Consider the following 21,889-nt stretch of genomic DNA (forward strand, 5'->3'; position numbering starts at 1 on the left):
AACATTCTATTTTTTTAAGGAGAAAAAATTTCTATATTTATTACTTATTCCTGTTTTTATCAATGTATTTTCCATAGGCTATGAATACTTAAGTTATATGAAAGTAAAAAAGGAAAGTTATAAAAGCTTTAATATAGATGGATATATGTGCTATTATAAAGGATTAAAAGAGAAAGATGCTAAGCTATTGGGTGAAATATTAGTATATTCTTTAGAAGAATATGACAAAATACTAGATGTTAGTGAAAAAAGAAAAATATATATAGAAAAAGCATATTTAAACGATGTATTATGGATAAGTAAGAGTAAACCAAAATCTTTTTTATCAGATAAAGATAAAGTTACTATAAATGTTTTATCTGATGCAATGATTAATTTTAATAATATAGATATTTTTTCAAAAAATTATGTAGAGGATGTTATAGATGTAGATAATTATATAAATGTACCTAAAAATAGATATCAAAGACATTTATTACAAGGTATATCAAGTGCAATTGGTAGAAATGTTGGTACTAGATTGAAATATAATAAACTAAAAAACTATTATGATTATTATTTGAATTTTTTCTATAATACAAAATATAGACCTAATAGGTTTAATTATGTATATAATGTTGCTGGATATATTTATATAAAAAATCCTGATGAATTTAAGAGACTATATTTAGAGAGTTATAAAATAAATAATGATAAAGAATTTATAGAATTATTGAAAAATAAATTTAATAATTTATACTACGATAAAGATGTTAATTATATTATAACTGAAGCATTTAGAGGTAAAAAACATGAATAGAGTAAAAAATATATTATACTATATATTGGTTTATATTGTGTTTGGTATAATAGATACAAAGTTTCATTTTATTTTGACAACAGAGTATATGTTTTCATATAGATTTATTACACATCAAATAATAATATTATTTACTATACCATATATTGTTAATAAGTATATAAATGAAAAAAATATTAGAATTATTAGCAATTATTTAAAGTTGTATATAAAAGATTTAGAAAAATATATAGGCAGAATATTGTTTGATGTAGTTTTTACAAATATATTTTTTTTCTTGATAGGACAAGTGGTATTTTTTATAATAAATAGAAATATTAATATACATTATGCGTTATTTATGATTATTGAAATATTGGTATCTATAATAATAATTTTTTCTATGTCTTTATATTTTAATAAAAATATTATAGTTTATGGAATTTATTACATTTTGTTAATATCAGGTTTAGTTGTTAATAAATGTTGGGTATCATTAGTATTGACCATAAAATTATTAGATGATAATATACTTTATTTATATTTAAGTAGAATTATAATTCTAGTATTATTTAGTTCAATGTATATTTTAATAAAGAATAGATTTATAAGAGATATAGAAGGAGATGAATTATGAAATTAATGGACATTTATCCTAAAAATGAGAAATATTATCCAAATGTTATAAAACAAATAAATGGAGAATTTTATTTATATAATTTAATAACAAATGGGATTTTTAAAATCAATAAAGAAGTTTCGAATATTATACATTATAATAAAAATATAAATATTGAAAAAGATAAAGATATAAAAACTTTTTTAGAAAATAATTATATATTAAGAAATAAAAAAAATGACGATAAATTAAATAGCATATATGATAAAAAGTTAAATAGTAAATTTAAATTTGAACCATCAGGTCTAACATTAATGGTTTCACAAGAATGTAATTTAAGATGTAAGTATTGTTATGGAGAAGGAGGTGAATATAATAATAAAGGTAAAATGACCTTTGAAATAGCAAAAAAAGCAATAGATTATTTTGTGAAAGTTTCAAAAGTAGATAAAGTTGGAATATGTTTTTTTGGTGGAGAACCATTAACTAATTTTGTGTTGATTAAAGAAATTATTGATTATACAAAAAGTATAGAGAATTATATAAATAAAAAATTCCATTTTTCTATAACAACTAATGGGACACTATTAACAAATAAAATCAAAAAATTTTTATTAGATAATAATATATTTATAACCATAAGTTTAGATGGTACAAAAGAAGTTACAGATAGTAATAGATATTATATATCAAAAAAAGGTGTTTATGATGTAATAAAATCAAATATTAATAAATTAGATAAAAAAGTAGTGGTAAGAGCGACAATAGCACCTCCAAATTATGATATGAAAAAAAGTATAAATCATTTAGTTAAAGATTTGAAATTGAATTCAGTAGCATGGGCAGTTGCAGATAATTTATTAACAGAAGAGGATTTTTATAAAATATCAGAAAGTTATAATAAATTATTAGATGAGTTATGGAATACAATAAAATTAAAAAAATATAATGAAGTAAAGAAATACAGTATGTTTATGAATAATTTGAGGAAATTCTCTAAAGATGGTATACGTATAAAAGGTTGTGGAGCTGCTAATAATATGATAGCTATAGATATTAATGGTGATGTGTATCCTTGTCATAGGTTTGTAGGATTAAAAAGATATGTTTTAACTAATGTAGATTCAAATACAAAGTTTAATGAGAAAATATTTAGTAAAATGGATTTAAAAAATTTTGATAAATGTAAATATTGTATAGCTAGGAACATATGTGGTGGTGCATGCATAAATGAAAATGTATATGCTAATTTGAGTATAAATAAACCATCTGAAAAACATTGTAATTTTACTAAGAAAATGGTAGAGAAATTATTTGAGATTTACATATCTTTAACTGAAGAAGATAAACTAAATTTATTTGGTGATTTAAAATAGGGTATTAATATATACTAAATGAAAAATTAATTAGAAAAATAATAAAAAATATGCTAAAATATGTTGAGGTGATAGATATGAAAAAGTTAATTGTGCTATTATCAACTTTAATTACAATTCTATCTTTTTCGTTTGTTAATGGGACTTATTCTGCTAAGAAAAGTAACGGTTCATCAACTTCAGAAATGACAATCATATGTAGAAATGGTAAGATAATGTCTGTATCATTTGATGAAAAGATGGCAAATGGAAATAGTTTAAAATTAAGTGACAACTTCTTTGCCAGTCAAACATTGAACTTATCACAAAGTATAAGAGAACGTAACACTATTGATGGTGTTAAAATTGATTTAGGTAATAATAATTATTCATCAGATTTTAAAGAATTATTTAGATTTTTAGAAGATAAAGCAAAAAAAGGTGAAGTAGGTTCATTTAGATTGTAGTTAAATATGGCTTTTAGTTTTTGACTAAAAGCCTTTTTTTTGCTATAATTTTCTAAGAGGAACGGTATGAGAATAGATAAATTTTTAGCAAATTCTGGTGTTGGTTCAAGATCAGAAGTAAGAAAAATTATAAAACAGAAAAAAATATATGTTAATGATGTATTAGTTAAAGATACATCATTTAATGTAGATGAAAAAAATGATATAGTTCTTTTTGAAAATAGGGAGGTTACATATAAACCATACGTGTATATTATGTTAAATAAACCAAATGGTGTAGTAAGTGCAACATTTGATAAAAAATTAAAAACAGTAATAGATATATTAAATGGTGATTACAAGACATATGAACTATTTCCTATTGGAAGATTAGATATAGATACTGTAGGGCTATTAATCTTAACAAATGATGGCAAGTTAGCTCATAATTTATTAAGTCCTAAGAAACATATAAAAAAGACATATTATGTTGAATATATGAATGAACTTAGTGATGAAGATAAGCTTAATTTGCAAAAGGGTGTAGATATTGGTGGATATATTACTAAAAGTGATGCAAAAATAGAGGTATTATCTAGTAATTCATGTTATCTTACAATATCTGAAGGTAAATTTCATCAAATAAAGAAAATGTTTAATGCAGTTGGTAATAAGGTAACCTATTTAAAAAGGGTTAAAATGAATAATTTAGTTCTAGATGCAAATCTTAATGAAGGTGAGTATAGAGAATTAAGTGACAGTGAATTAAAATTATTAAAGGAATAATTATGGTATATATTGTTAATAAGAATGATGAGCATGAATTAATTTCTATGATACTAGACTATTTAAATATTGAATATACATATTGTGAAAAGACAACTGAAGAAGTATTAGATTTAATTGAATCCAAACAATATGAGGGTATTTTTTTAGATAATAATTACAAAGATTATTTAAAAAGTAATTTTAAAAAGACGTATTATAGACTGTATAAGTATATAAACTATATTTCTTTAGAAAATGGTGATGAAATTAATCCAAGAAATACAATATATGAAGGATTTAAAGAGTTTTTATTAGATGAAAAATTTGATATTTCACAAAAAACAATATTAATTCTTGGAAGTACAAAACAAGCAATTTCAATATACAATGCTCTAAAGGATATATCAGATCCTGTTGTATATATTGCAACTATTACTGATGAATTAGATATAAAGTTAAGACCTGGGGATAGAAAAATACGTAAGATTGAAATTGTCAATCTATTAAAAGCAGACTACATTATTAATGCAACAGAGATGGGTAATGTAAAGGCAATTAATACGTGTATGTTAGAGGGTGTGAACTTAATACCAACTAATTATGCTTTTGATTTAATTACTTATCCTTTTAAAACAAGCTTATTAAGAAAATATGAATTAAAAGGTGCAAAAGTTTATTCAGGCCTTATACTCCTAATTTATAGGGTGTTAAAGAGTATAAATTGTGATGATTATTCACAAGTAAGTAAGATATATGACTATATATTAGAAAAGGAGAAATGTAGATGAATCAATATGAAAATTTAGATAAAGCAGCTAAACTTTTGGGTGCAGATATGGATAAATATTACAGTGCAAAAGAAGCGTTTTTTAAAGATAAATATATGTGCATAGCAGATTATTTAGGATATGAAGATGATGGTGAAATACAAGAATTTGCACAATTCTGGTACTATTATCTAGCCGATAATACAAATTGTTTCTTTCACAATGTAGGAGCAAAAGGTTATGTTAAGGTTATTAAAAAATATTTAAATAATAATGAGGTAAAAATGAATTATGTAGACTTTGATGATTATGGTGAAAAAGAAAGCTACTATTCAGAAACTTTATTCGATATTTTAGTAAGTGATGTAAGATACAATATGGTGGATAAGACTATGGATATTTTTGGACTTAATGTTGGTTATGAATCAATGATATATTATGTCTTACCTAAAGAAACTTTAAAACAATTAAAAGCTATGGATGACTTTATTGTTTTTGATTGTCAAAAGTTAGAAGAAATTTATGGAGAAATATATAAATTAAAAACTGAAATAAAAGATGCACCAGATGTAAAAATAGGGGACTTTGTAGAAAAGATACCAAATGAAGAAGATTCGTACAGTACCTTATTTGATAATAAGACAAGACAAAATTATACTATTGAAAGCATACCAACTGATAAAATGGAGCTTTATCTATAATGTTTAGAATACTTTGTCTTGATGGTGGTGGATCGAGAGGATATTTTACAGCAAGTATAATAGAAAATATTGAAAAAAGATATAATATAAAGGTTAATGAGTATTTTGATTTAATTGTAGGTACAAGTACGGGAGCGATAATAGCAGGTGCAATAGCAGTGGATGTTGATGCAAAAGATATTACTAGAATGTACCTAGAAGAGTATAAAAATGTTTTTAAATCATCAATACTAAAAGGTATTTTTTCAAGTAAATATGAGAGCGATAAGCTAAGAGTTTTGCTTGAGAATAACTATAAGAATAAAGATTTTAAAGATACAAAAACAAATCTTTTAATTACAGCAACAGATATATTAAGTTCAGAACCTCAAATATTTAAGTCATGGGATCCTAAAGGAGTTAGATTAATTGATGCTGTTATGGCATCAGCATCAGCACCTATATATTTTGAACCTCATAAAATTAAAGGTAAAAAATATATAGATGGTTGTATATGGTCTAATAACCCAAGCCTTGTAGCACTAGTAGAGGCTATATCTAAAAAAGGTTTTGCTAAAAAGATGAGTGATATAAAGATATTATCTATAGGCACAGGTAAGAATAGTGAAGAATTAAAAAATGAAAAAAGTGGTTTAATTTCATGGTCTAAAGATATTGTACCACTTAGTCTAAAAACTAATGTAGAGGCAGTAAATATACTAACTGAAAACTTATTAGAAAAAAATTTTTTACGTATAGACTTTTATTGCAACGATAAAATTTCAATAGATAATATACCAGAATATATATTAACAAACAGTGATAAGATTTTTGATGAATTTACAGGTAATTTAGATATATTCTTTAAAAATCAAAGTATATTTACAAGATTTATTAGCAAAATATTTAATTATGGGAGAAAGAAATGAGTGAAACTTTATACAGAAAGTATAGACCCAATAATTTTGATACTGTATTTGGGCAAGAATACATTAAAAAATCCATACAAAATGCATTAGATCAAAATAAATTAGCACACGCATATTTATTTAGTGGTCCAAGAGGTGTAGGTAAAACTACAATTGCAAGAATAATTGCAAAATCTGTTAATTGCATGAAAAATGGAATAAGTTCAAAACCTTGCCTTAGTTGTGAAAATTGTGTAAGTATAGCAGAGGGTAATAATTTAGATATAATAGAAATAGATGCTGCTTCTAATAGAGGTATTGATGAAATACGTTCATTAAAAGAAAGTATTAATTACCAACCAGTTAGATGCAGAATGAAAGTGTATATTATAGATGAAATACATATGTTAACTAATGAAGCATTTAATGCACTACTTAAGACATTAGAAGAACCACCTAAACATGCAATCTTTATACTTGCAACCACTGAAATTAATAAACTCCCAGATACTATTATTTCTCGTTGTATATGCTATAACTTCAAAACATTAAGTGAAAATGAAGCAATAGATATGATGAGAAATTGTGTAGAAAAAGAAAATATTAAAATAGATGACGACAGTCTAAAGTTAATATTTAAAAAATCAGGTGGTAGTGCAAGGGATGCCTTTTCTATACTTGAACAAATATCATCAACTAATTTTGGAGAAGATATTACAGAAGAATTAGTTAAAAAGACTTTAGGTATGGTGCCTCGTGAATATTTTGTTAAATTTAATGAATACTTGAAAAATGAACAAAAAGAAGAATTAGTTAAATTTGTTGATGAAATGTATGAAGATGGAATACAGATTGAACAATTTTTAAAAGATTTTTGTGATTTTCTAAAAGCAAATGAAAAAGATATAGACTACATTAGTTTGGTAATAACAAACATCTATTCTTCTTTAAATATATTTAAGAATGAAGACGATATACGTATTATAGTCTATATCATAATATACAATATACTTAAGGTTAAAAAGACTGTAAGTACAGTTAGTGTATCTACTAATGTTAAAAATATTGAATTTGACTACAAGAAATTCTTAAATCAATTAAAAGAACAAGGAATGTTAATACCATATTCAGTTTTATCAGAATTTAAGTTTGTTGAGATAAAAAATGCAAGTATATATATCAAACAAACAACTAATAGGGAATATACTAAAGCGATAATAAGTGACTATGAGTATAGACGCCAAATAGAAGAGCAAATATATGATATGCTAGGTGTTAGATACACACTAGAGATTATAGATAAAAAATATATGAAAAATTTTGACGGTTTCTATGACAAGGTTAGAAGTCTATTTGAAGCTGAAAAGATTTAGAAAGGATACGCAATGAAAATTAAGGTAATATTACTAGATACAATTAAGGGAATTGGTAAAAAAGATGAAATTGTTGAAGTTAAAGACGGATATGCAAATAATTTCCTTTTCCCATCAAAAAAAGGTGTACCTGCTACACCAGAAAACTTAAATAAGTTAAGACAAAAAGGTGAAAAGAAACTTAAAGATGAAGAAAAAGAAGTGAAAAAAGCCCTAGAACTTAAAGAAAAATTAGATGGTAAGTCAATAACATTGAGTGTAAAATCAGGAGAAAATGGTAAAGTGTTTGGTTCTATAGGTTCTAAGGAAATTATTGAAAAGATAAAACAAGACTTAAATTACAGTGTAGATAAAAAACAAATGCCAACAGATGTACGTATAAAAGAAATTGGTATACATAAAATAGTATTGAAGTTACATAATAAGATAAGTGCTGAAATAAAAGTTACTGTAGTAGGTGTTTAAAATGTCAGAAGATTTAAACATTGAATATATTGAAGAAGCAATACTAGGTATGATGATATCAAATTCAGATAGTATAATGCCGATAATTGAAAGACTAATGCCTGAAGATTTTACAAAAAAAATTAATGGTGATGTATTCCAAGTTATGGTAAATTTGTATAATGAATATACATCATTTGATGCCTTAGTATTAGAAAAAGAGTTAGCAAAAAATGGTAAATTAAATATATTTGGTGGGCGTAGTAAAATAGCAGAATTGCTAGAAAATGCACCAGTTGCGACTAATTTAGAAGCTTATGTTGATATATTGAAGGATAAATCCATAAAGTTAAGATTAAAAGAAGCTTGTGATAACATTGTTAGCGAGATAAATAGAGACTATAAGCAAGCAAAGGAATTACTTGATTTATCACAAGCAAAAATATTTTCGATTGAAGCTGAAAAAACCAAAGATCCTATAGTTAGCATAAAGTCATTAGGTGAAGAAAGAAGAAGAAAGATAATAGAGCTTAGTGAAACTGGTAATAAAGACATACTAGGTATACAAACTTCATTTAGTGAATATGATAAAATAACTGGAGGATTGCATGGGTCTGACTTATTAATATTAGCTGCAAGACCTGCTGTGGGTAAGACAGCATTTGCAATAAATCTTGCAATAAATGTTGCAAAGCAAAAAAAGACTGTCCTATTTTTCTCACTTGAAATGGGTAATGAACAGTTATATAATAGAATACTTTCAATTTGTTCAGGTTTATCTGCTAAGAAAATAAAGGAAAATAACTTAAATCAAGAAGAACTTTTTAAAAGTACAAAAACTGAAGAAGTAATAAAGGATTATCCTATATATATTGCAGGTGATGCTACTGTAACAGTTCTAGATATTAAAAATTATGCAAGAAAGTTTAAAATGAATAATAATCTTGACTTTATAGTAATAGACTATCTGCAATTAATAAGTAGTACATCACAAAATAAGCAAAGAGAACAACAAGTATCAGAAATTTCTAGATCATTAAAGCTATTAGCAAAAGAGCTAAATGTTCCTATACTTGCATTATCACAATTATCAAGAGGAGTAGAAAATAGATCTGATAAAAGACCAATGTTATCAGATTTAAGAGAATCTGGTGCCATAGAACAAGATGCCGATCAAGTCATTTTTTTACATAGAAATGATTATTACGAAAGAGAAGAAGATAAAGGGGAAAAAAAGGGTAATGACAATGTACAAAAGGTTGAAGTTATAATAGGAAAGCACAGAAATGGTTCAACAGGCACACTATTTTTAAGCTTTGACTTAAGTTGTCAAAAATTTAAAGACAATATTTATACACAAGGAGGGAATAATTGAATAAAGTAGAATTACTATCACCAGCAGGAAACATGGAAAAATTAAAAGAAGCATTTCACTTCGGGGCAGATGCCTGCTATATAGGTGGAGGTGCATTTAATTTAAGAGGAATGTCAGCTAATTTCAGAAATAAGGAGTTAGAGGAAGCTATAGAATATGCACATAAATTAGGTAAGAAAATCTACGTAACACTAAATATATTTGCACATAATAAAGATATAGACTATATGCCACGGTTTATAAAATTTCTGGATAGTGTAAAAGCAGATGGTGTAATAGTAAGCGATTTAGGAGTATTTAGCCAAGTTAAACAATATGGTCCTAACCTTGATATACATATTAGTACGCAGGCAAATAGTATAAATTGGGCGACCGTTAAAGCATGGCGTGATATGGGAGCAACTAGAGTAATACTAGCACGTGAAATGACTTTAAAAGAAATTAAAGAAATTAAGGATAAAGTTCCAGGAATACAAATTGAAGTATTTATACATGGTGCAATGTGTATGGCATATTCTGGTAGATGTCTATTAAGTAACTATTTTACAAATAGAGATGCAAACAGAGGAGTATGTGCTCAAGATTGTAGATGGAAGTATAAGGTAGTTGCAGAAGATCATGAGGCACATGGTGCACATGATATTATTGAAGATAAAGAAGGTACATACATATTTAATGCTAAAGACTTGTGTACAATAGAATTTATTGATAAAATAATAGAAGCAGGAGTTGACTCATTAAAAATTGAAGGTCGTATGAAGAGTATTTACTATAACTCTACTGTAACAAAGCAATACAGAAAGGCAATAGATAAATATTATTCAGGTAATTACGAATATGACCCTAATTGGAAGTATGAACTTCAAACAATAAGTCATAGATTGTATTCTAAAGGATTCTTCTTTGGAAAAACTAATGAAAATGACCAAAATTATGATACAAATATATCATATAGTCAAACTTATCAATTAGTTGCTAATGTTATGGAAGTCTTGGGAGATAATAAGTACAAGATATATATTAGAAATAAGTTGGATGCAACTAAAGAAGAATTAGAGTTAATAAGACCAAATGTTGATCCTATTAAATTCAGAATTGATGGCTTTATTAATACAAAAAATGATGAATTTACTACAGTTGTTAATCCAAACACAATTGCTATCATATCAACAGATGTAGAAATGGGAGAACTTGATTTATTAAGGATAAAATTGCCTATAGGGCAAGCTGAATCAGATATAGATACTGAAAATATTTAGAGGTAGTTATGAAAGAAACAATATTAATCATCGAAGATGAAGAAAAAATCGCAAGATTGATTGAAATGGAATTAAAATTTGAAGGATATGATGTTGAAAAAGCCTTTGATGGACGAACAGGATTAGAAAAAGCTTCTACAGGTAAATATGCCTTAGTTTTACTAGATCTTATGTTACCTAAAATGAATGGTATGGAAGTATGTAAGAGGTTAAGAGAAAAATCAACTGTTCCTATCATAATACTAACTGCAAAAGATGATATTACTGATAAAGTAATAGGATTAGATTATGGTGCAGATGACTATATGACTAAGCCTTTTTCTAATGAAGAACTTATTGCTAGAATAAAGGCATTGTTACGTAGAACAGTAACAATGGTTAAGCCAGATGTTTTTGAATATGAGGATTTAAGAATAGACTACAAGGCATACGAAGTATATAGGGGAAAAGAGTTAATAACATTGTCAAAGAAAGAATTTGACCTTTTAGACTGCTTGGTCACAAATAAAGGGATTGTACTTTCTAGAGATAGAATACTAGAGGATGTTTGGGGATATGGATATGAAGGAAACGATAACATATTAGACCTTTACATAAAATATGTTAGAGATAAAATTGATAAAAATCATCGCAGAAAATTTATACAAACTGTAAGAGGGGTAGGTTTTGTATTTAAATGATTAAGCGAATTAAATTAAAATTAGCAGATAGAATATCTGTAACATTTGTTATCTTTTTCCTAATAATCATGTTTTTTTGTGGATTTTTCGTTGTAAATTTCTTTAATTTTCAAAATAAGAATAACAACAAGATATCATATGAGAAAAAAATGGTTGAGATTAATGACTTTTTAAATAAGGTTTCAAGTTTTTCTGAAAAATACAATACAATAACACTTGAATTTAATCCTAAAATAGAAAATCAGTCAGTTGTTTATTCAAAACCATTTGAACCAGGTATAGAAAAATATGAATATATAATTAGAATAAGAAATGCAAAAAATTATGATGAAATCGCATTAAATACTTTTACATCTAAGAATACAGGAAAAGTTAATGATGTAAAAAAGGATATATCTGAAGTTAATAAGTTGATTGGTAAAAACAAAATTAATAAGAATCATCCTATACACTACAAAAAGAATGGACATATTTATGATGTAATAAGAATTAGTAGAAATATAGGTGGAAATGTATTTGATGTGTATATAGTTAAAGATGTGACAGGTGATATTACGATAATAAAAACATTAATACTTTTATTCTTACTATACACCCTTTTATCACTTGCGATAATTGTTTTCATGACTAATATATTAACATCTAAAATTTTAAAACCAGTAAATAGCATTATTAAAACTGCATCTTCAATATCAACTAACGATTTGACAGTGAGAATTAATAATACAAATACTGGTGATGAATTAGAGACTCTAATTAATATAATAAACAATATGTTAGAAAGACTTAATATAGCTTTTGATAATCAGTCTAAGTTTATCTCAGATGTTTCACATGAATTAAGAACGCCTCTTGCCATTATTAAAGGTTATGCAGAACTTATGAAACGTCATGGATCATCTACTAATGATTTAATAAATGAATCAGTTGATTTAATTATTAATGAATCAATGAATATGAAGAACTTGGTAGATAAATTACTATTCTTAGCAAAAGGAGATGCAAATACTGTTAAGATAAATATAGAAACATTTGATTCAGTTGGCTTTATCAATCAAGTGTATACAGATGCACTGTTCTTTGCTAAAGATCATGAAATAGTAATAGATAGAAATGAAAAATATACTATACTAGCAGATAGAAGCTTGCTATTACAAGCTATTAGAACAATGATAGAAAATAGTGTAAAATATTCACCTAAGGGTTCTAGTATATATGTAAATTCATCTTATGATCAAGAGAAAAAAGAAGCTGTAATATCAATTAAAGATGAAGGAATAGGTATAGATAAAAAATATTTTGATAAGATATTTGAAAGATTCTATAGAGTTGATGAATCTAGAACAAAGGATACTGGTGGAACAGGATTAGGTTTATCAATAGTTAAGAAGATAATATCTATACATTCAGGTAGTGTAGAAGTAAAATCAGAAATAAATAAGGGTTCAGAATTTATACTACATATACCATCAAAAATTCATAAGGAAAAGAGCTAGAAAAAACTAGCTTTTTTTTAACAGAAGGAAGAGATAATGGAAGATTCAAAAATAATATTAATTAATAAAAGGCATGGCATAACATCACATAAGGTTATAAAAGAAATACAAGCTAAATATGGCTTTAAAAAAATTGGTCATGCAGGAACATTAGATCCTATGGCACAAGGATTAATAGTAGCTATGAGTAATAACGCAACAAAATTATCGGACTTACTTATGAAAAAAGATAAAGTTTATTTTGTTAAGATGAAGTTGGGTAGTGAAACAGATACACTAGATAGTGAGGGTAGTGTAATTAAAAGTATGCCTTATGAAGATGTTACTTTAGATAAAATAAATGAGGCTATGAATAAATTTGTGGGTAAAATAAAGCAAAAACCACCTATGTATTCAGCAATAAAGCATAATGGGCAAAAGCTATACAAATTAGCAAGACAAAATATAGTGGTAGATATAAAAGAACGTGAAATAAATATAAACTATATCAAAAATATAAGGTATAATAATGGTGTAATTGAGTTTGAAGCCAGTGTATCAAGTGGAACATATATAAGATCATTGGTAAGAGATATTGCGTATGAATTAAATACCTGTGCCACAATGATATATTTATTTAGAGAACAAATTGATATTTTTAAAGCACCAATTGGTGATAATGTTGAAATGTATAGCATACATGACTATTTTAAATTAAATAATATAGTGTTATGTGATGAAAAAATAAAGAGTATATTAAATGGTATGACTTTAAACTTAGATAAAAAGTGTGATGATAAGATGCTACACTGCTATGATAAGAATAATAGATACTTAGGAATAGTAGATGTAATTTGTCGTGGGAAAATAAAAAGAAGTAAGTTCTTTTTAACTAGGGAGGATTATGAAAAAGATTAGAAAGGCTGTAATACCTGCAGCAGGAATAGGAAGTAGAGTATTGCCAGCAACTAAAGCACAACCAAAAGAAATGTTACCTATAATTGATAAGCCTGCTATGCAATATTTAGTTGAAGAATTAATTGATTCAGGGATAACAGAAATTTTAATTATCACTGGTAGAAATAAGGAATCTATAGAAAATCATTTTGATTATTCATATGAATTAGAAAGTATATTAAAGGAACAAGGTAAAACAGAACTTTTAAATGTTGTTGAAGAAATTTCAAAATTAGCTAATATATATTATGTTAGACAAAAAGCACCATTAGGATTAGGACATGCAATTTCAAAAGCAGAAAGCTTTGTTGGTGATGAACCGTTTGTTGTACTATTAGGTGATGACATTATGTATACTGAAAATATGCCAGTAACTAAACAACTTGTCAATAAATATTATGAAGTTGGTGGTGGAAATATATTAGGAATACAAAAAGTTGCTCACGATCAAACAAGTAAGTATGGTATTATTGATATTAAAGAACAAATTGATGATAGAACATATTTAGTTAAAGAATTTGTTGAAAAACCTAGTGTTGATAAGGCACCAAGTGACTATGCGGCATTAGGTAGATATGTTTTAAAACCTGAAATATTTAAATATTTAAAGACAATAAAGCCAGGAGCTGATGGAGAAATACAATTAACAGATGCAATATTAGCAATGACAAAGGATAATAATCCATTATACGCATATGATTTTGATGCTCTAAGATATGATACAGGGGATAAATTTGGTATGTTTAAAGCAAATGTAGAATTTGGTTTAAGACACCCTGAATTAAAGGATAGAATAAGAGAATATTTAAAAGGTCTGGTTGGTAAATTATGATTAATGTTACAGATAATATTGAAGCTAAAAAGGTAGATACATTACTTTTAAATGAATATAACTATACAGAAGATGTGCTCATACAAAATGCAGCACATTCTCTTTTTAATGAAATAGATAAGACGGTTAATAAGTATATAGTTGCAGTAGGACCTGGTAATAACGGGGCAGATGGGTTAGCATTAGCTATACTGCTACATAGTATTAATAAGGATGTAAAGATAATATGTAAGAAAAATATGTCTATATACCATAAAATTGCTTTAAAAATTGGAATACCTAGTATAGAACATGTACAAAGTTGTGATATTCTAATAGATGCATTATTTGGCTTTGGATTTAGTGGACCAGTTCAGGGGTATTATAAGGAATTAATAGATGAAATAAATGAAAAGAAGGATTATAAGATAATATCTATTGATTTGAATACAGCACATATTAATTCAGATTGTGTATTAATGTTGTCGACATATAAGCAGACGCTACTTAATTCTAGTATACCTAAAAAGGTTTTAAAAATAGGGGTAAATGAAAAGATATATGAGTGTGTAAGTAATAAATATATAGTCGATGAAGAATATATAGGGTCAATAAAAAAAGAGAAAAATGAATTTTGTAATAAGAGTGATTTTGGTAGAGTAAAGATATATGCAAAAAAAGGTGCAGCATTACTTGCAAGTCGTGCAAGTGTAAAATCTGGTTCAGGTTATACTTACCTTATTAGTGATGATGAAACAAGAAAAGCGAATTTATCATTTAATCCAGAATGTATAAATAGTGATACTACAAAATATGATGTAATATGTCTAGGTCCTAATAATGGAGTAGATTTTGATTATGCTTCTATTATATATACAAATCTAGATAAGAAAATGGTTATAGACGCTGATGCACTAACATATATTTCAAATAATTTAGAAATATTAGATAGCTTAACAGAAGACTGTGTATTAACACCACATCCACTAGAGTTTTCACGTATAAGTGGCTATGATTTAAACGAGATATTAGAAAAACCATTTGAAAAACTGGAGGAGTTTGGTAAGAAATACAAAGGAACAATTATACTAAAAGGGAAGAATAATATAATCTATGATGGTCATAAGTTCTATATTGTAAACATAGGTAATAGTAAAATGGCAAATGCAGGTATGGGAGATCTATTATCGGGCATGATAGCTTCATATTTAGCACAAGGGTATAAGACAAGAGATGCAGTAATATATGCAACTTATCAACAAGCAAAAATTGGAAGGTATTTATCAGAAAAAAAGGATACAATAAATCCAACAGATATATTAAGCCTAATAAATAATAAATAGAAGATTAAAATGTAAACTTTAAAAAGGTTTACATTTTTTTTGTTGAAAAGTTGAAAACTTTTTCAGTGTACAACCACCACGAACACCAATTTTACTTGTTCACAAAAATAAACAAACAAGTTTTCAACAACCCTTGTTGAAAAGTGTTGAAAAGTTATTTTTTAAGACGGTTGTAAATGTCAATATATAAATGTACAAAAATGTAAAAATAATAATGTACATTTTAACAACTACTTTTCTCCCTCCTTATCCTCATAATATTTTTTTATCTATAACTTTTACCTGTTATTCTAATAACATGTGAATGATGTAAAATCCTATCCAAATGTTTTATTCGTTTTTCTAATATATTTTCTTGTTTTGCTTTTCTTAATTGTTCTATTAAATTATGACATTTTATGAAAGATGTGTTTTACCTACACCACTTGATCCTAAGAATACTATATTCATATTTTTAGCTATAAATTTATGAGTAAGGAATGTGTTTATTTCCTGTCTATTTATAGCTCCAACATTAATCTTTGTATTAATCATCAGTTAATTTTAACAAAGCTTTTACAATATTCAATTATTTCAAATTTATTTCATCTATATATTCAGATAAATTTTTATTAATTGTTTCTAATTTTAAATACGCAAGATTATCTTTTAATCTTTCATAATCTATTTTTATAAAAAACTATCTCCTATCATTTTTAAATTATTTTTTGCTTAGATTGTAGAGTATAATTAATGATGCAACACTATAAAAATTTAATAGAATAGAATATAATAAAATAAGCGTGTAGAAGGAAATTGACGTTTCTTTTACTTCACGCTTTTTTTGTGTAAAGTTAAATAAAGTATTGATTTATCTATATATTTTTTTTAAACTATTTTCTAATGGAAATGCAATAGGGAAACTGAGAGATAGAAAAAAGCATATATTTTTGGTATAATTATATCAATTAGGATACAGCCTGTAAGCAAATTGTAATAGTGGTGAAAAAATAGATTTTGAACTGTAAAAATTGCACCATTGGTGTGATAATGTGGAAAAGATAAGAAATGGGAGTGGTGATAGTGGACAAAAAAGACTTGACTATCATAAGCGATAGTGAGTATTTACAAATGCTTGAAAAAATAAAAAGTTCATATAAGGATAGGCAACTTAAAGCAGCTGTTTCTGTTAATTCTGAAATGCTGAAGTTTTATTATAGTTTAGGGGAAGAAATTATAGGCTTACAGGCAGAAAGCAAATGGGGAAATGGATTTTATAAAAAGTTGAGTTCGGACTTGCAAAAGGAAATTCCAAATGTGAAAGGATTTTCTGTTACTAACTTAAAATATATGAAAAAATTCTTTGAAATGTATTCTCCACTAAATCGTCCACAGCCTGTGGACGATTTACAGATATCTGAAATTGATAGAAATTTTGAAATGATTTTTAGCGTGCCTTGGGGACATCAAAGGTATATCATGGATAGATGTGATGGCAATTTAAATAAAGCATTTTTCTTTATTTCAAAAACATTGGAAAATAACTGGAGTAGGTCTGTGCTACTTAATTTCTTGGATACAGATTTGTTCGATAGACAAGGAAAGGCAATTACAAACTTCACAAGTAATTTGCCATCAACACAGGGCAAACTTGCAGAAGAAATAACTAGAGATCCATATAATTTCGACTTTATAGCTATTAGGCAAAATTATGATGAAAAAGAATTGAAAGATGCTTTGATGGATAAATACAAAAGTTTCTATTGGAGCTTGGAACAGGGTTTGCTTTTGTAGGTAGAGAATATAGACTTGTAGTTGGTAGTTCAGAAGAATTTATTGATATGTTGTTCTATAACATAAAATTGCATTGTTATGTGGTAGTAGAAGTAAAAATTTCTGCGTTTAAACCTGCGGATATAGGACAACTTGGAACTTATGTAACATCTGTAAATCATATTTTAAAGGGTGAGGCAGATAATCAAACAATAGGTCTTTTAATCTGCAAAACAAAGGATAATATATTAGCAAAATATGCGTCTGAAAGCTCTAAAGAACCTATTGGAATATCAGAGTACCAGTTATCAAATTTAATTCCAGAAAGTTTTAAGGGAACATTGCCAAGTATAGAAGAAATTGAAAGTGAATTAAATTAGTAAAAAACCGAATGAAAAATATACACATACTTACAAGGGCGGTAGAAATAAAAACTATCGTCCTTTTTTTATTTGAGGAAAGAATGAAAATATGAGTAAAAACAAGAGATGTTATTGGTTAAAGCTAAAAGAAGATTTTTTACAGATATTCGTATGAGAAGAATTAGAAAAATATCAGCTGAAGGAACATATACGATTATCTATTTGAAGCTACTACTTTTAAGTTTAAAAGATGAAGACAAGCCATATTTTGAAAAGGTAGCTGAAACAGAAGATGATATTATGATAACTTTGCAGTATTTAGAAAGAGTAGGCTTGATAGAAGTTATAGAGCTGAAGATGAGTATTTTCTTACAGAATTACATGCATTGATAGGCTCTGAATTGGAATCAGAGACTTTTTGTTAATGGACGATTTTCTTGAAGCATAATTGAATAACCTTTTAATGTTCAAGATCACAATTTGTGACCTTGAAAGAATGAAATGGAACGACTGGAAAATAAAAAATCTAGTAGTTTTTTAGTGTTTGTAAGTAGGAGGAAAACTATATTCATGAAAATAAAAATGAACAGGATACAGGAACAAAAACCTTAAAATAGATTTGATAATACAAAAAAATTAGATAGTACGTTTGGTAATTTAAAACAAGTATCAATAAAAAAATGCCATATAACTTTATTTAGTTATATGACATTTTTATATGTGTCAATTTAAGTCCGATAATGTATCTTATGTAATTTTATCTATTCTTTTCTTAATGCTTCCATTGGTGATAACTTCGCAGCTTGTTTTGCTGGATATATACCAAATATTAATCCTGTTATTGTAGATACTATGAATGCAGACATAACGATTTTAATTTTCAGTACTGGTAAGATTTTTAATAATAAGCCAATTAATAATGATAAACTAAATCCAAATAATATTCCTATAAGTCCACCTATAATTGTTAATATTATGGTTTCGATTATAAATTGTCCGATAATTTGTTTGTTTTTAGCTCCAATTGCTTTTCTTAAGCCAATTTCTGTAATTCTTTCTTTTACACTAACAAGCATTATATTCATAACACCTATACCACCAACTATTATTGATATTGCAGCTATTGCCATTATAAATAACGAAATTTTTTGCAATATACCTGTAATTTGTTGTGTTTCTTCTTTTAAAGGTTTTATTTTATATAAATCAGTCTTAGTAGATTTAGTTTTTAGATATTGTTCAACCTCTTCTTTTGCTTCTTTTATATCCTTTTCGCTCTTTGCATTTACAAGTATTTCCTTATATTTCGTATATTTTTGTCCACTAATTAATTCAGCAGTTTTTTTAGTTAGTGTTGCACGAACTGTTCTATCTCCAAATGATCTTGAAATATCTTCTCCAATTTCCTTTGTTAGTCCGATAATAGTAAAGGTTATTTTTTCTGTATCATAGAATTTAAGTGTAATTTCTTTACCTAAAGGATTTGGACCTAATAAGCTAACAGCACTTGCTTTGTTAATTAAAATAACATTTGCACCTGTTTTCATTTCTTCATTTGTAAAATATCTTCCTTCAAGTATATTTGGTTTCATAACTTCATATGAATTCTTTGAAACTACAGAGGGGTATGTATAATTATTTGTTTTTTCTTCAACTACCATAGTATCAAGATTTATCATTGGTGCTGCTTTTTTTACTAATGATAGTGTAGAAATATTTTCAATATCTTCATCAGTAATATATTCTTTTTCAGATATTTTTGATTGATCACCACTATACTTTTCATTTATTGTTACATCAAGTACTGAATTTAGAGCTGTATTAGCATCAGCAAGCATCTTTTTTTCAAATCCTGCACCAAGAGATGATATTAATACTACTGAACCTATACCTATGATGATACCAAGCATTGTTAAAAATGATCTTAATTTAAAATTTAATAAATTTTCTATAGATAATTTTATTATTTCCAGTATATTCATTTACACACCTCTTCTTTCTAATACAGGTGTATCACTCTTTATTACTCCATCTTTTAAACGTACAATTCTTTTTGTGTGTTCTGCAACGTCTTCTTCGTGTGTTACCATAATTATTGTAACTCCACTATCATTTAATTTTTTAAATATTTCTAGTATTTCTTCTGTTGATTTACTATCAAGATTTCCAGTTGGTTCGTCTGCAAGTATAATTTTGGGGCTATTTATAAGGGATCTTGCTATTGCAACTCTTTGTTTTTGCCCCCCAGACATTTCATTAGGTTTATGATTTATTCTATCAGCTAATCCAACCAATTTAAGTAGTTCTATTGCTTTTTCTCTACGTACTTCTTTTTTTGTACCTAGATACATAGCAGGAAGTTCAACATTTTCAAGTGCTGTAAGTTTAGGTAGTAAATTATATGCTTGAAAAACAAATCCAATTTTTTCACATCTAACACTAGATAATTGATCTTCAGTTAAATCCTTTATATTTGTATTGTCTAAAATGTATTCACCACTAGTTAATAGGTCAAGACAACCTAATATATTTAATAGGGTTGACTTACCACTACCAGATGGTCCCATAATTGATACAAATTCACCTTCATTTATACAAAGATTAACACCTTTTAATACTTCAACAGATAATTTACCAGTTATATATGTTTTGGTTACGTTATTAACTGATATTATCATTTTATCTTATCTCCTTGTTTGTATATTTTTGAAGAATTATTAATTAGTTTATCATGTACAGATAATCCACTATTAACTACATAGTTTATTGTATTGTTTTTACCTAATTTAACTTCTCTTCTTTCTACTATATTTTTATTATTTAAAATATATACATATGTCTTATCATTTTCAAATTCTATATATTGTAATGGGATAATAATATTATTATTTAGAGTTAGATAATTAATTTTTGCATCAACTATATCACCAGGTTTTAATGTAGAATAATTATCTAGGCTAACTTCAACACTTGTGATGGCATCATTTGAAGTTTCGCTCTTAGTTGATATTTTAGCTATATTTTTTACAACACCATGTAGAACTTCACCATCATTTAAAGAGTCAGAAGTTATATCAACAGTTTGTCCTACTTTTAAATTTTTAGCCATATAGTTTGGAACATCTAGAGTTATTTTTAAATTTTCTGTATCTGCAATCTTATACAAAGGCTTTGTTGGGTCTATTTTATAGTTATCATCTGCATTAGCTTCTACTATTACACCAGATATAGGGGAACGTAATACACGTTCTTGTGGTTTATATCCACTACTTGCAATCTTTGAATCAATCACTGCAGATTGTAAGGCTTGTCTTGCATCATTTAATTGTTCTTTTGATATACCACCAACACTATATATCTTTTTAGCAGCTTCATAATTTTGTCTTAAATTAGGTAAAATTGAATTTGCTTTTGCTATATTTAGTGCTTGAGTGTTACTAGTATCTTTTTTGAAGTTTAATAAGACATCACCCTTATTAACAGTATCATTTAATCTAGCTACAACATTTTCTACTTCAGACATATTTGTTGAGAAAACAGAAATAACTTTTTGTGACTCTACTTTACCTGTAACATTATATGTAAAATTCATATTTGATTTATTTACTTCATAAATTTCAGGACGTGGTAATTTATTTCCTATAAGTACTTTTTTTGCACCCAATGCTATTAGAATTACAGCAATGCATGAAATAGCTATTACAGTCTTTTTTCTTTTTATCTTAAATTTCATATTA

General features: G+C 26.5%; 24 protein-coding genes. 20 read left to right on the plus strand and 4 right to left on the minus strand.

The annotated features are described in order from the left end of the window. The first annotated feature begins 145 nt into the window (after positions 1–145). The 17 genes from VC03_RS06735 to VC03_RS03350 all read left to right on the plus strand — a co-directional run bounded on the left by VC03_RS06735 (position 146) and on the right by VC03_RS03350 (position 16,038). Positions 146–799, plus strand: coding sequence for a hypothetical protein (locus tag VC03_RS06735; RefSeq protein ID WP_144406233.1), 654 nt, complete (start codon positions 146–148; stop codon positions 797–799). Beyond that, the gene (locus VC03_RS03275) at positions 792–1,415 is read left to right on the plus strand and encodes a hypothetical protein (protein WP_046328652.1); all 624 of its coding nucleotides are present in this window, start codon (positions 792–794) and stop codon (positions 1,413–1,415) included. The genes VC03_RS06735 and VC03_RS03275 overlap by 8 nt, the downstream gene beginning before the upstream one ends. Beyond that, a complete protein-coding gene (papB, locus tag VC03_RS03280; RefSeq protein WP_046328653.1) occupies positions 1,412–2,773 on the plus strand; it encodes a PapB family radical SAM/SPASM ranthipeptide maturase in 1,362 nt (453 codons plus the stop codon). Before VC03_RS03275 ends, papB begins: the two co-directional genes overlap by 4 nt. 77 nt (positions 2,774–2,850) lie before the next feature. Next, on the plus strand, positions 2,851–3,219 hold the full coding sequence (locus VC03_RS03285; RefSeq protein WP_046328654.1) for a hypothetical protein: 369 nt from the start codon (positions 2,851–2,853) through the stop codon (positions 3,217–3,219). 66 nt (positions 3,220–3,285) lie between these two features. Beyond that, complete coding sequence (locus tag VC03_RS03290; protein ID WP_046328655.1) at positions 3,286–3,984, plus strand: pseudouridine synthase; 699 nt, start codon at positions 3,286–3,288, stop codon at positions 3,982–3,984. Between the two features lie 2 nt (positions 3,985–3,986). Then, entirely contained in the window at positions 3,987–4,754 is a 768-nt protein-coding gene (locus tag VC03_RS03295) for a Rossmann-fold NAD(P)-binding domain-containing protein (protein ID WP_046328656.1), read from the plus strand. Further along, the gene (locus VC03_RS03300; protein WP_046328657.1) at positions 4,751–5,434 is read left to right on the plus strand and encodes a hypothetical protein; all 684 of its coding nucleotides are present in this window, start codon (positions 4,751–4,753) and stop codon (positions 5,432–5,434) included. Before VC03_RS03295 ends, VC03_RS03300 begins: the two co-directional genes overlap by 4 nt. Then, positions 5,434–6,342, plus strand: coding sequence for a CBASS cGAMP-activated phospholipase (locus tag VC03_RS03305; protein WP_046328658.1), 909 nt, complete (start codon positions 5,434–5,436; stop codon positions 6,340–6,342). Before VC03_RS03300 ends, VC03_RS03305 begins: the two co-directional genes overlap by 1 nt. Next, positions 6,339–7,694, plus strand: coding sequence for a DNA polymerase III subunit gamma/tau (gene dnaX / locus VC03_RS03310; RefSeq protein WP_046328659.1), 1,356 nt, complete (start codon positions 6,339–6,341; stop codon positions 7,692–7,694). The genes VC03_RS03305 and dnaX overlap by 4 nt, the downstream gene beginning before the upstream one ends. 12 nt (positions 7,695–7,706) lie before the next feature. Beyond that, positions 7,707–8,159: a 50S ribosomal protein L9 gene (gene rplI, locus VC03_RS03315; protein WP_046328660.1), complete on the plus strand. Its 453-nt coding sequence runs from the start codon at positions 7,707–7,709 to the stop codon at positions 8,157–8,159. Position 8,160: 1 nt separating this feature from the next. Further along, on the plus strand, positions 8,161–9,513 hold the full coding sequence (dnaB, locus tag VC03_RS03320; RefSeq protein WP_046328661.1) for a replicative DNA helicase: 1,353 nt from the start codon (positions 8,161–8,163) through the stop codon (positions 9,511–9,513). Continuing rightward, positions 9,510–10,772: a peptidase U32 family protein gene (locus tag VC03_RS03325; protein ID WP_046328662.1), complete on the plus strand. Its 1,263-nt coding sequence runs from the start codon at positions 9,510–9,512 to the stop codon at positions 10,770–10,772. Before dnaB ends, VC03_RS03325 begins: the two co-directional genes overlap by 4 nt. Before the next feature lie 8 nt (positions 10,773–10,780). Continuing rightward, complete coding sequence (locus VC03_RS03330; protein ID WP_046328663.1) at positions 10,781–11,452, plus strand: response regulator transcription factor; 672 nt, start codon at positions 10,781–10,783, stop codon at positions 11,450–11,452. Then, the gene (locus tag VC03_RS03335) at positions 11,449–12,948 is read left to right on the plus strand and encodes a sensor histidine kinase (RefSeq protein ID WP_046328664.1); all 1,500 of its coding nucleotides are present in this window, start codon (positions 11,449–11,451) and stop codon (positions 12,946–12,948) included. Before VC03_RS03330 ends, VC03_RS03335 begins: the two co-directional genes overlap by 4 nt. 36 nt (positions 12,949–12,984) lie before the next feature. Beyond that, positions 12,985–13,845 carry a tRNA pseudouridine(55) synthase TruB gene (truB, locus tag VC03_RS03340; protein WP_052727681.1) on the plus strand — a complete coding sequence of 287 codons (861 nt, stop codon included), beginning with the start codon at positions 12,985–12,987 and terminating at the stop codon, positions 13,843–13,845. Next, positions 13,832–14,716: a UTP--glucose-1-phosphate uridylyltransferase GalU gene (gene galU / locus VC03_RS03345; protein ID WP_046328665.1), complete on the plus strand. Its 885-nt coding sequence runs from the start codon at positions 13,832–13,834 to the stop codon at positions 14,714–14,716. The genes truB and galU overlap by 14 nt, the downstream gene beginning before the upstream one ends. Then, entirely contained in the window at positions 14,713–16,038 is a 1,326-nt protein-coding gene (locus VC03_RS03350; protein WP_046328666.1) for a bifunctional ADP-dependent NAD(P)H-hydrate dehydratase/NAD(P)H-hydrate epimerase, read from the plus strand. The genes galU and VC03_RS03350 overlap by 4 nt, the downstream gene beginning before the upstream one ends. A gap of 396 nt (positions 16,039–16,434) precedes the next feature. Here VC03_RS03350 and VC03_RS06880 read toward each other — a convergent pair whose 3' ends face one another. Beyond that, positions 16,435–16,572, minus strand: a complete 138-nt coding sequence (locus VC03_RS06880; RefSeq protein ID WP_269464990.1) for an ATP-binding protein — start codon at positions 16,570–16,572, stop codon at positions 16,435–16,437. A gap of 528 nt (positions 16,573–17,100) precedes the next feature. On the opposite strand from VC03_RS06880, the gene VC03_RS03355 reads away from it, so the two are divergent. The 3 genes from VC03_RS03355 (at position 17,101) to VC03_RS03360 (ending at position 18,542) form a co-directional block, all read left to right on the plus strand. Next, positions 17,101–17,811, plus strand: a complete 711-nt coding sequence (locus VC03_RS03355) for a DUF1016 N-terminal domain-containing protein (RefSeq protein ID WP_237223992.1) — start codon at positions 17,101–17,103, stop codon at positions 17,809–17,811. Further along, positions 17,781–18,170 (plus strand): PDDEXK nuclease domain-containing protein, encoded by a 390-nt coding sequence (locus VC03_RS06945; protein WP_237223995.1) that lies wholly within the window; start codon positions 17,781–17,783, stop codon positions 18,168–18,170. Before VC03_RS03355 ends, VC03_RS06945 begins: the two co-directional genes overlap by 31 nt. Positions 18,171–18,278: 108 nt before the next feature. Then, positions 18,279–18,542: a hypothetical protein gene (locus VC03_RS03360; RefSeq protein WP_200893830.1), complete on the plus strand. Its 264-nt coding sequence runs from the start codon at positions 18,279–18,281 to the stop codon at positions 18,540–18,542. Positions 18,543–18,913: 371 nt separating this feature from the next. Here VC03_RS03360 and VC03_RS03365 read toward each other — a convergent pair whose 3' ends face one another. The 3 genes from VC03_RS03365 to VC03_RS03375 are packed head-to-tail and all read right to left on the minus strand — an operon-like array spanning position 18,914 to position 21,885. Continuing rightward, complete coding sequence (locus VC03_RS03365) at positions 18,914–20,134, minus strand: ABC transporter permease (protein WP_046328667.1); 1,221 nt, start codon at positions 20,132–20,134, stop codon at positions 18,914–18,916. Further along, entirely contained in the window at positions 20,135–20,830 is a 696-nt protein-coding gene (locus VC03_RS03370; RefSeq protein ID WP_226869145.1) for an ABC transporter ATP-binding protein, read from the minus strand. Further along, a complete protein-coding gene (locus VC03_RS03375; protein ID WP_046328668.1) occupies positions 20,827–21,885 on the minus strand; it encodes an efflux RND transporter periplasmic adaptor subunit in 1,059 nt (352 codons plus the stop codon). Before VC03_RS03375 ends, VC03_RS03370 begins: the two co-directional genes overlap by 4 nt. Between the last annotated feature and the right edge of the window lie 4 nt (positions 21,886–21,889).

Origin of the sequence: Sneathia vaginalis (assembly GCF_000973085.1) — a bacterium.
Taxonomy (GTDB): Bacteria; Fusobacteriota; Fusobacteriia; order Fusobacteriales; family Leptotrichiaceae; genus Sneathia; species Sneathia vaginalis.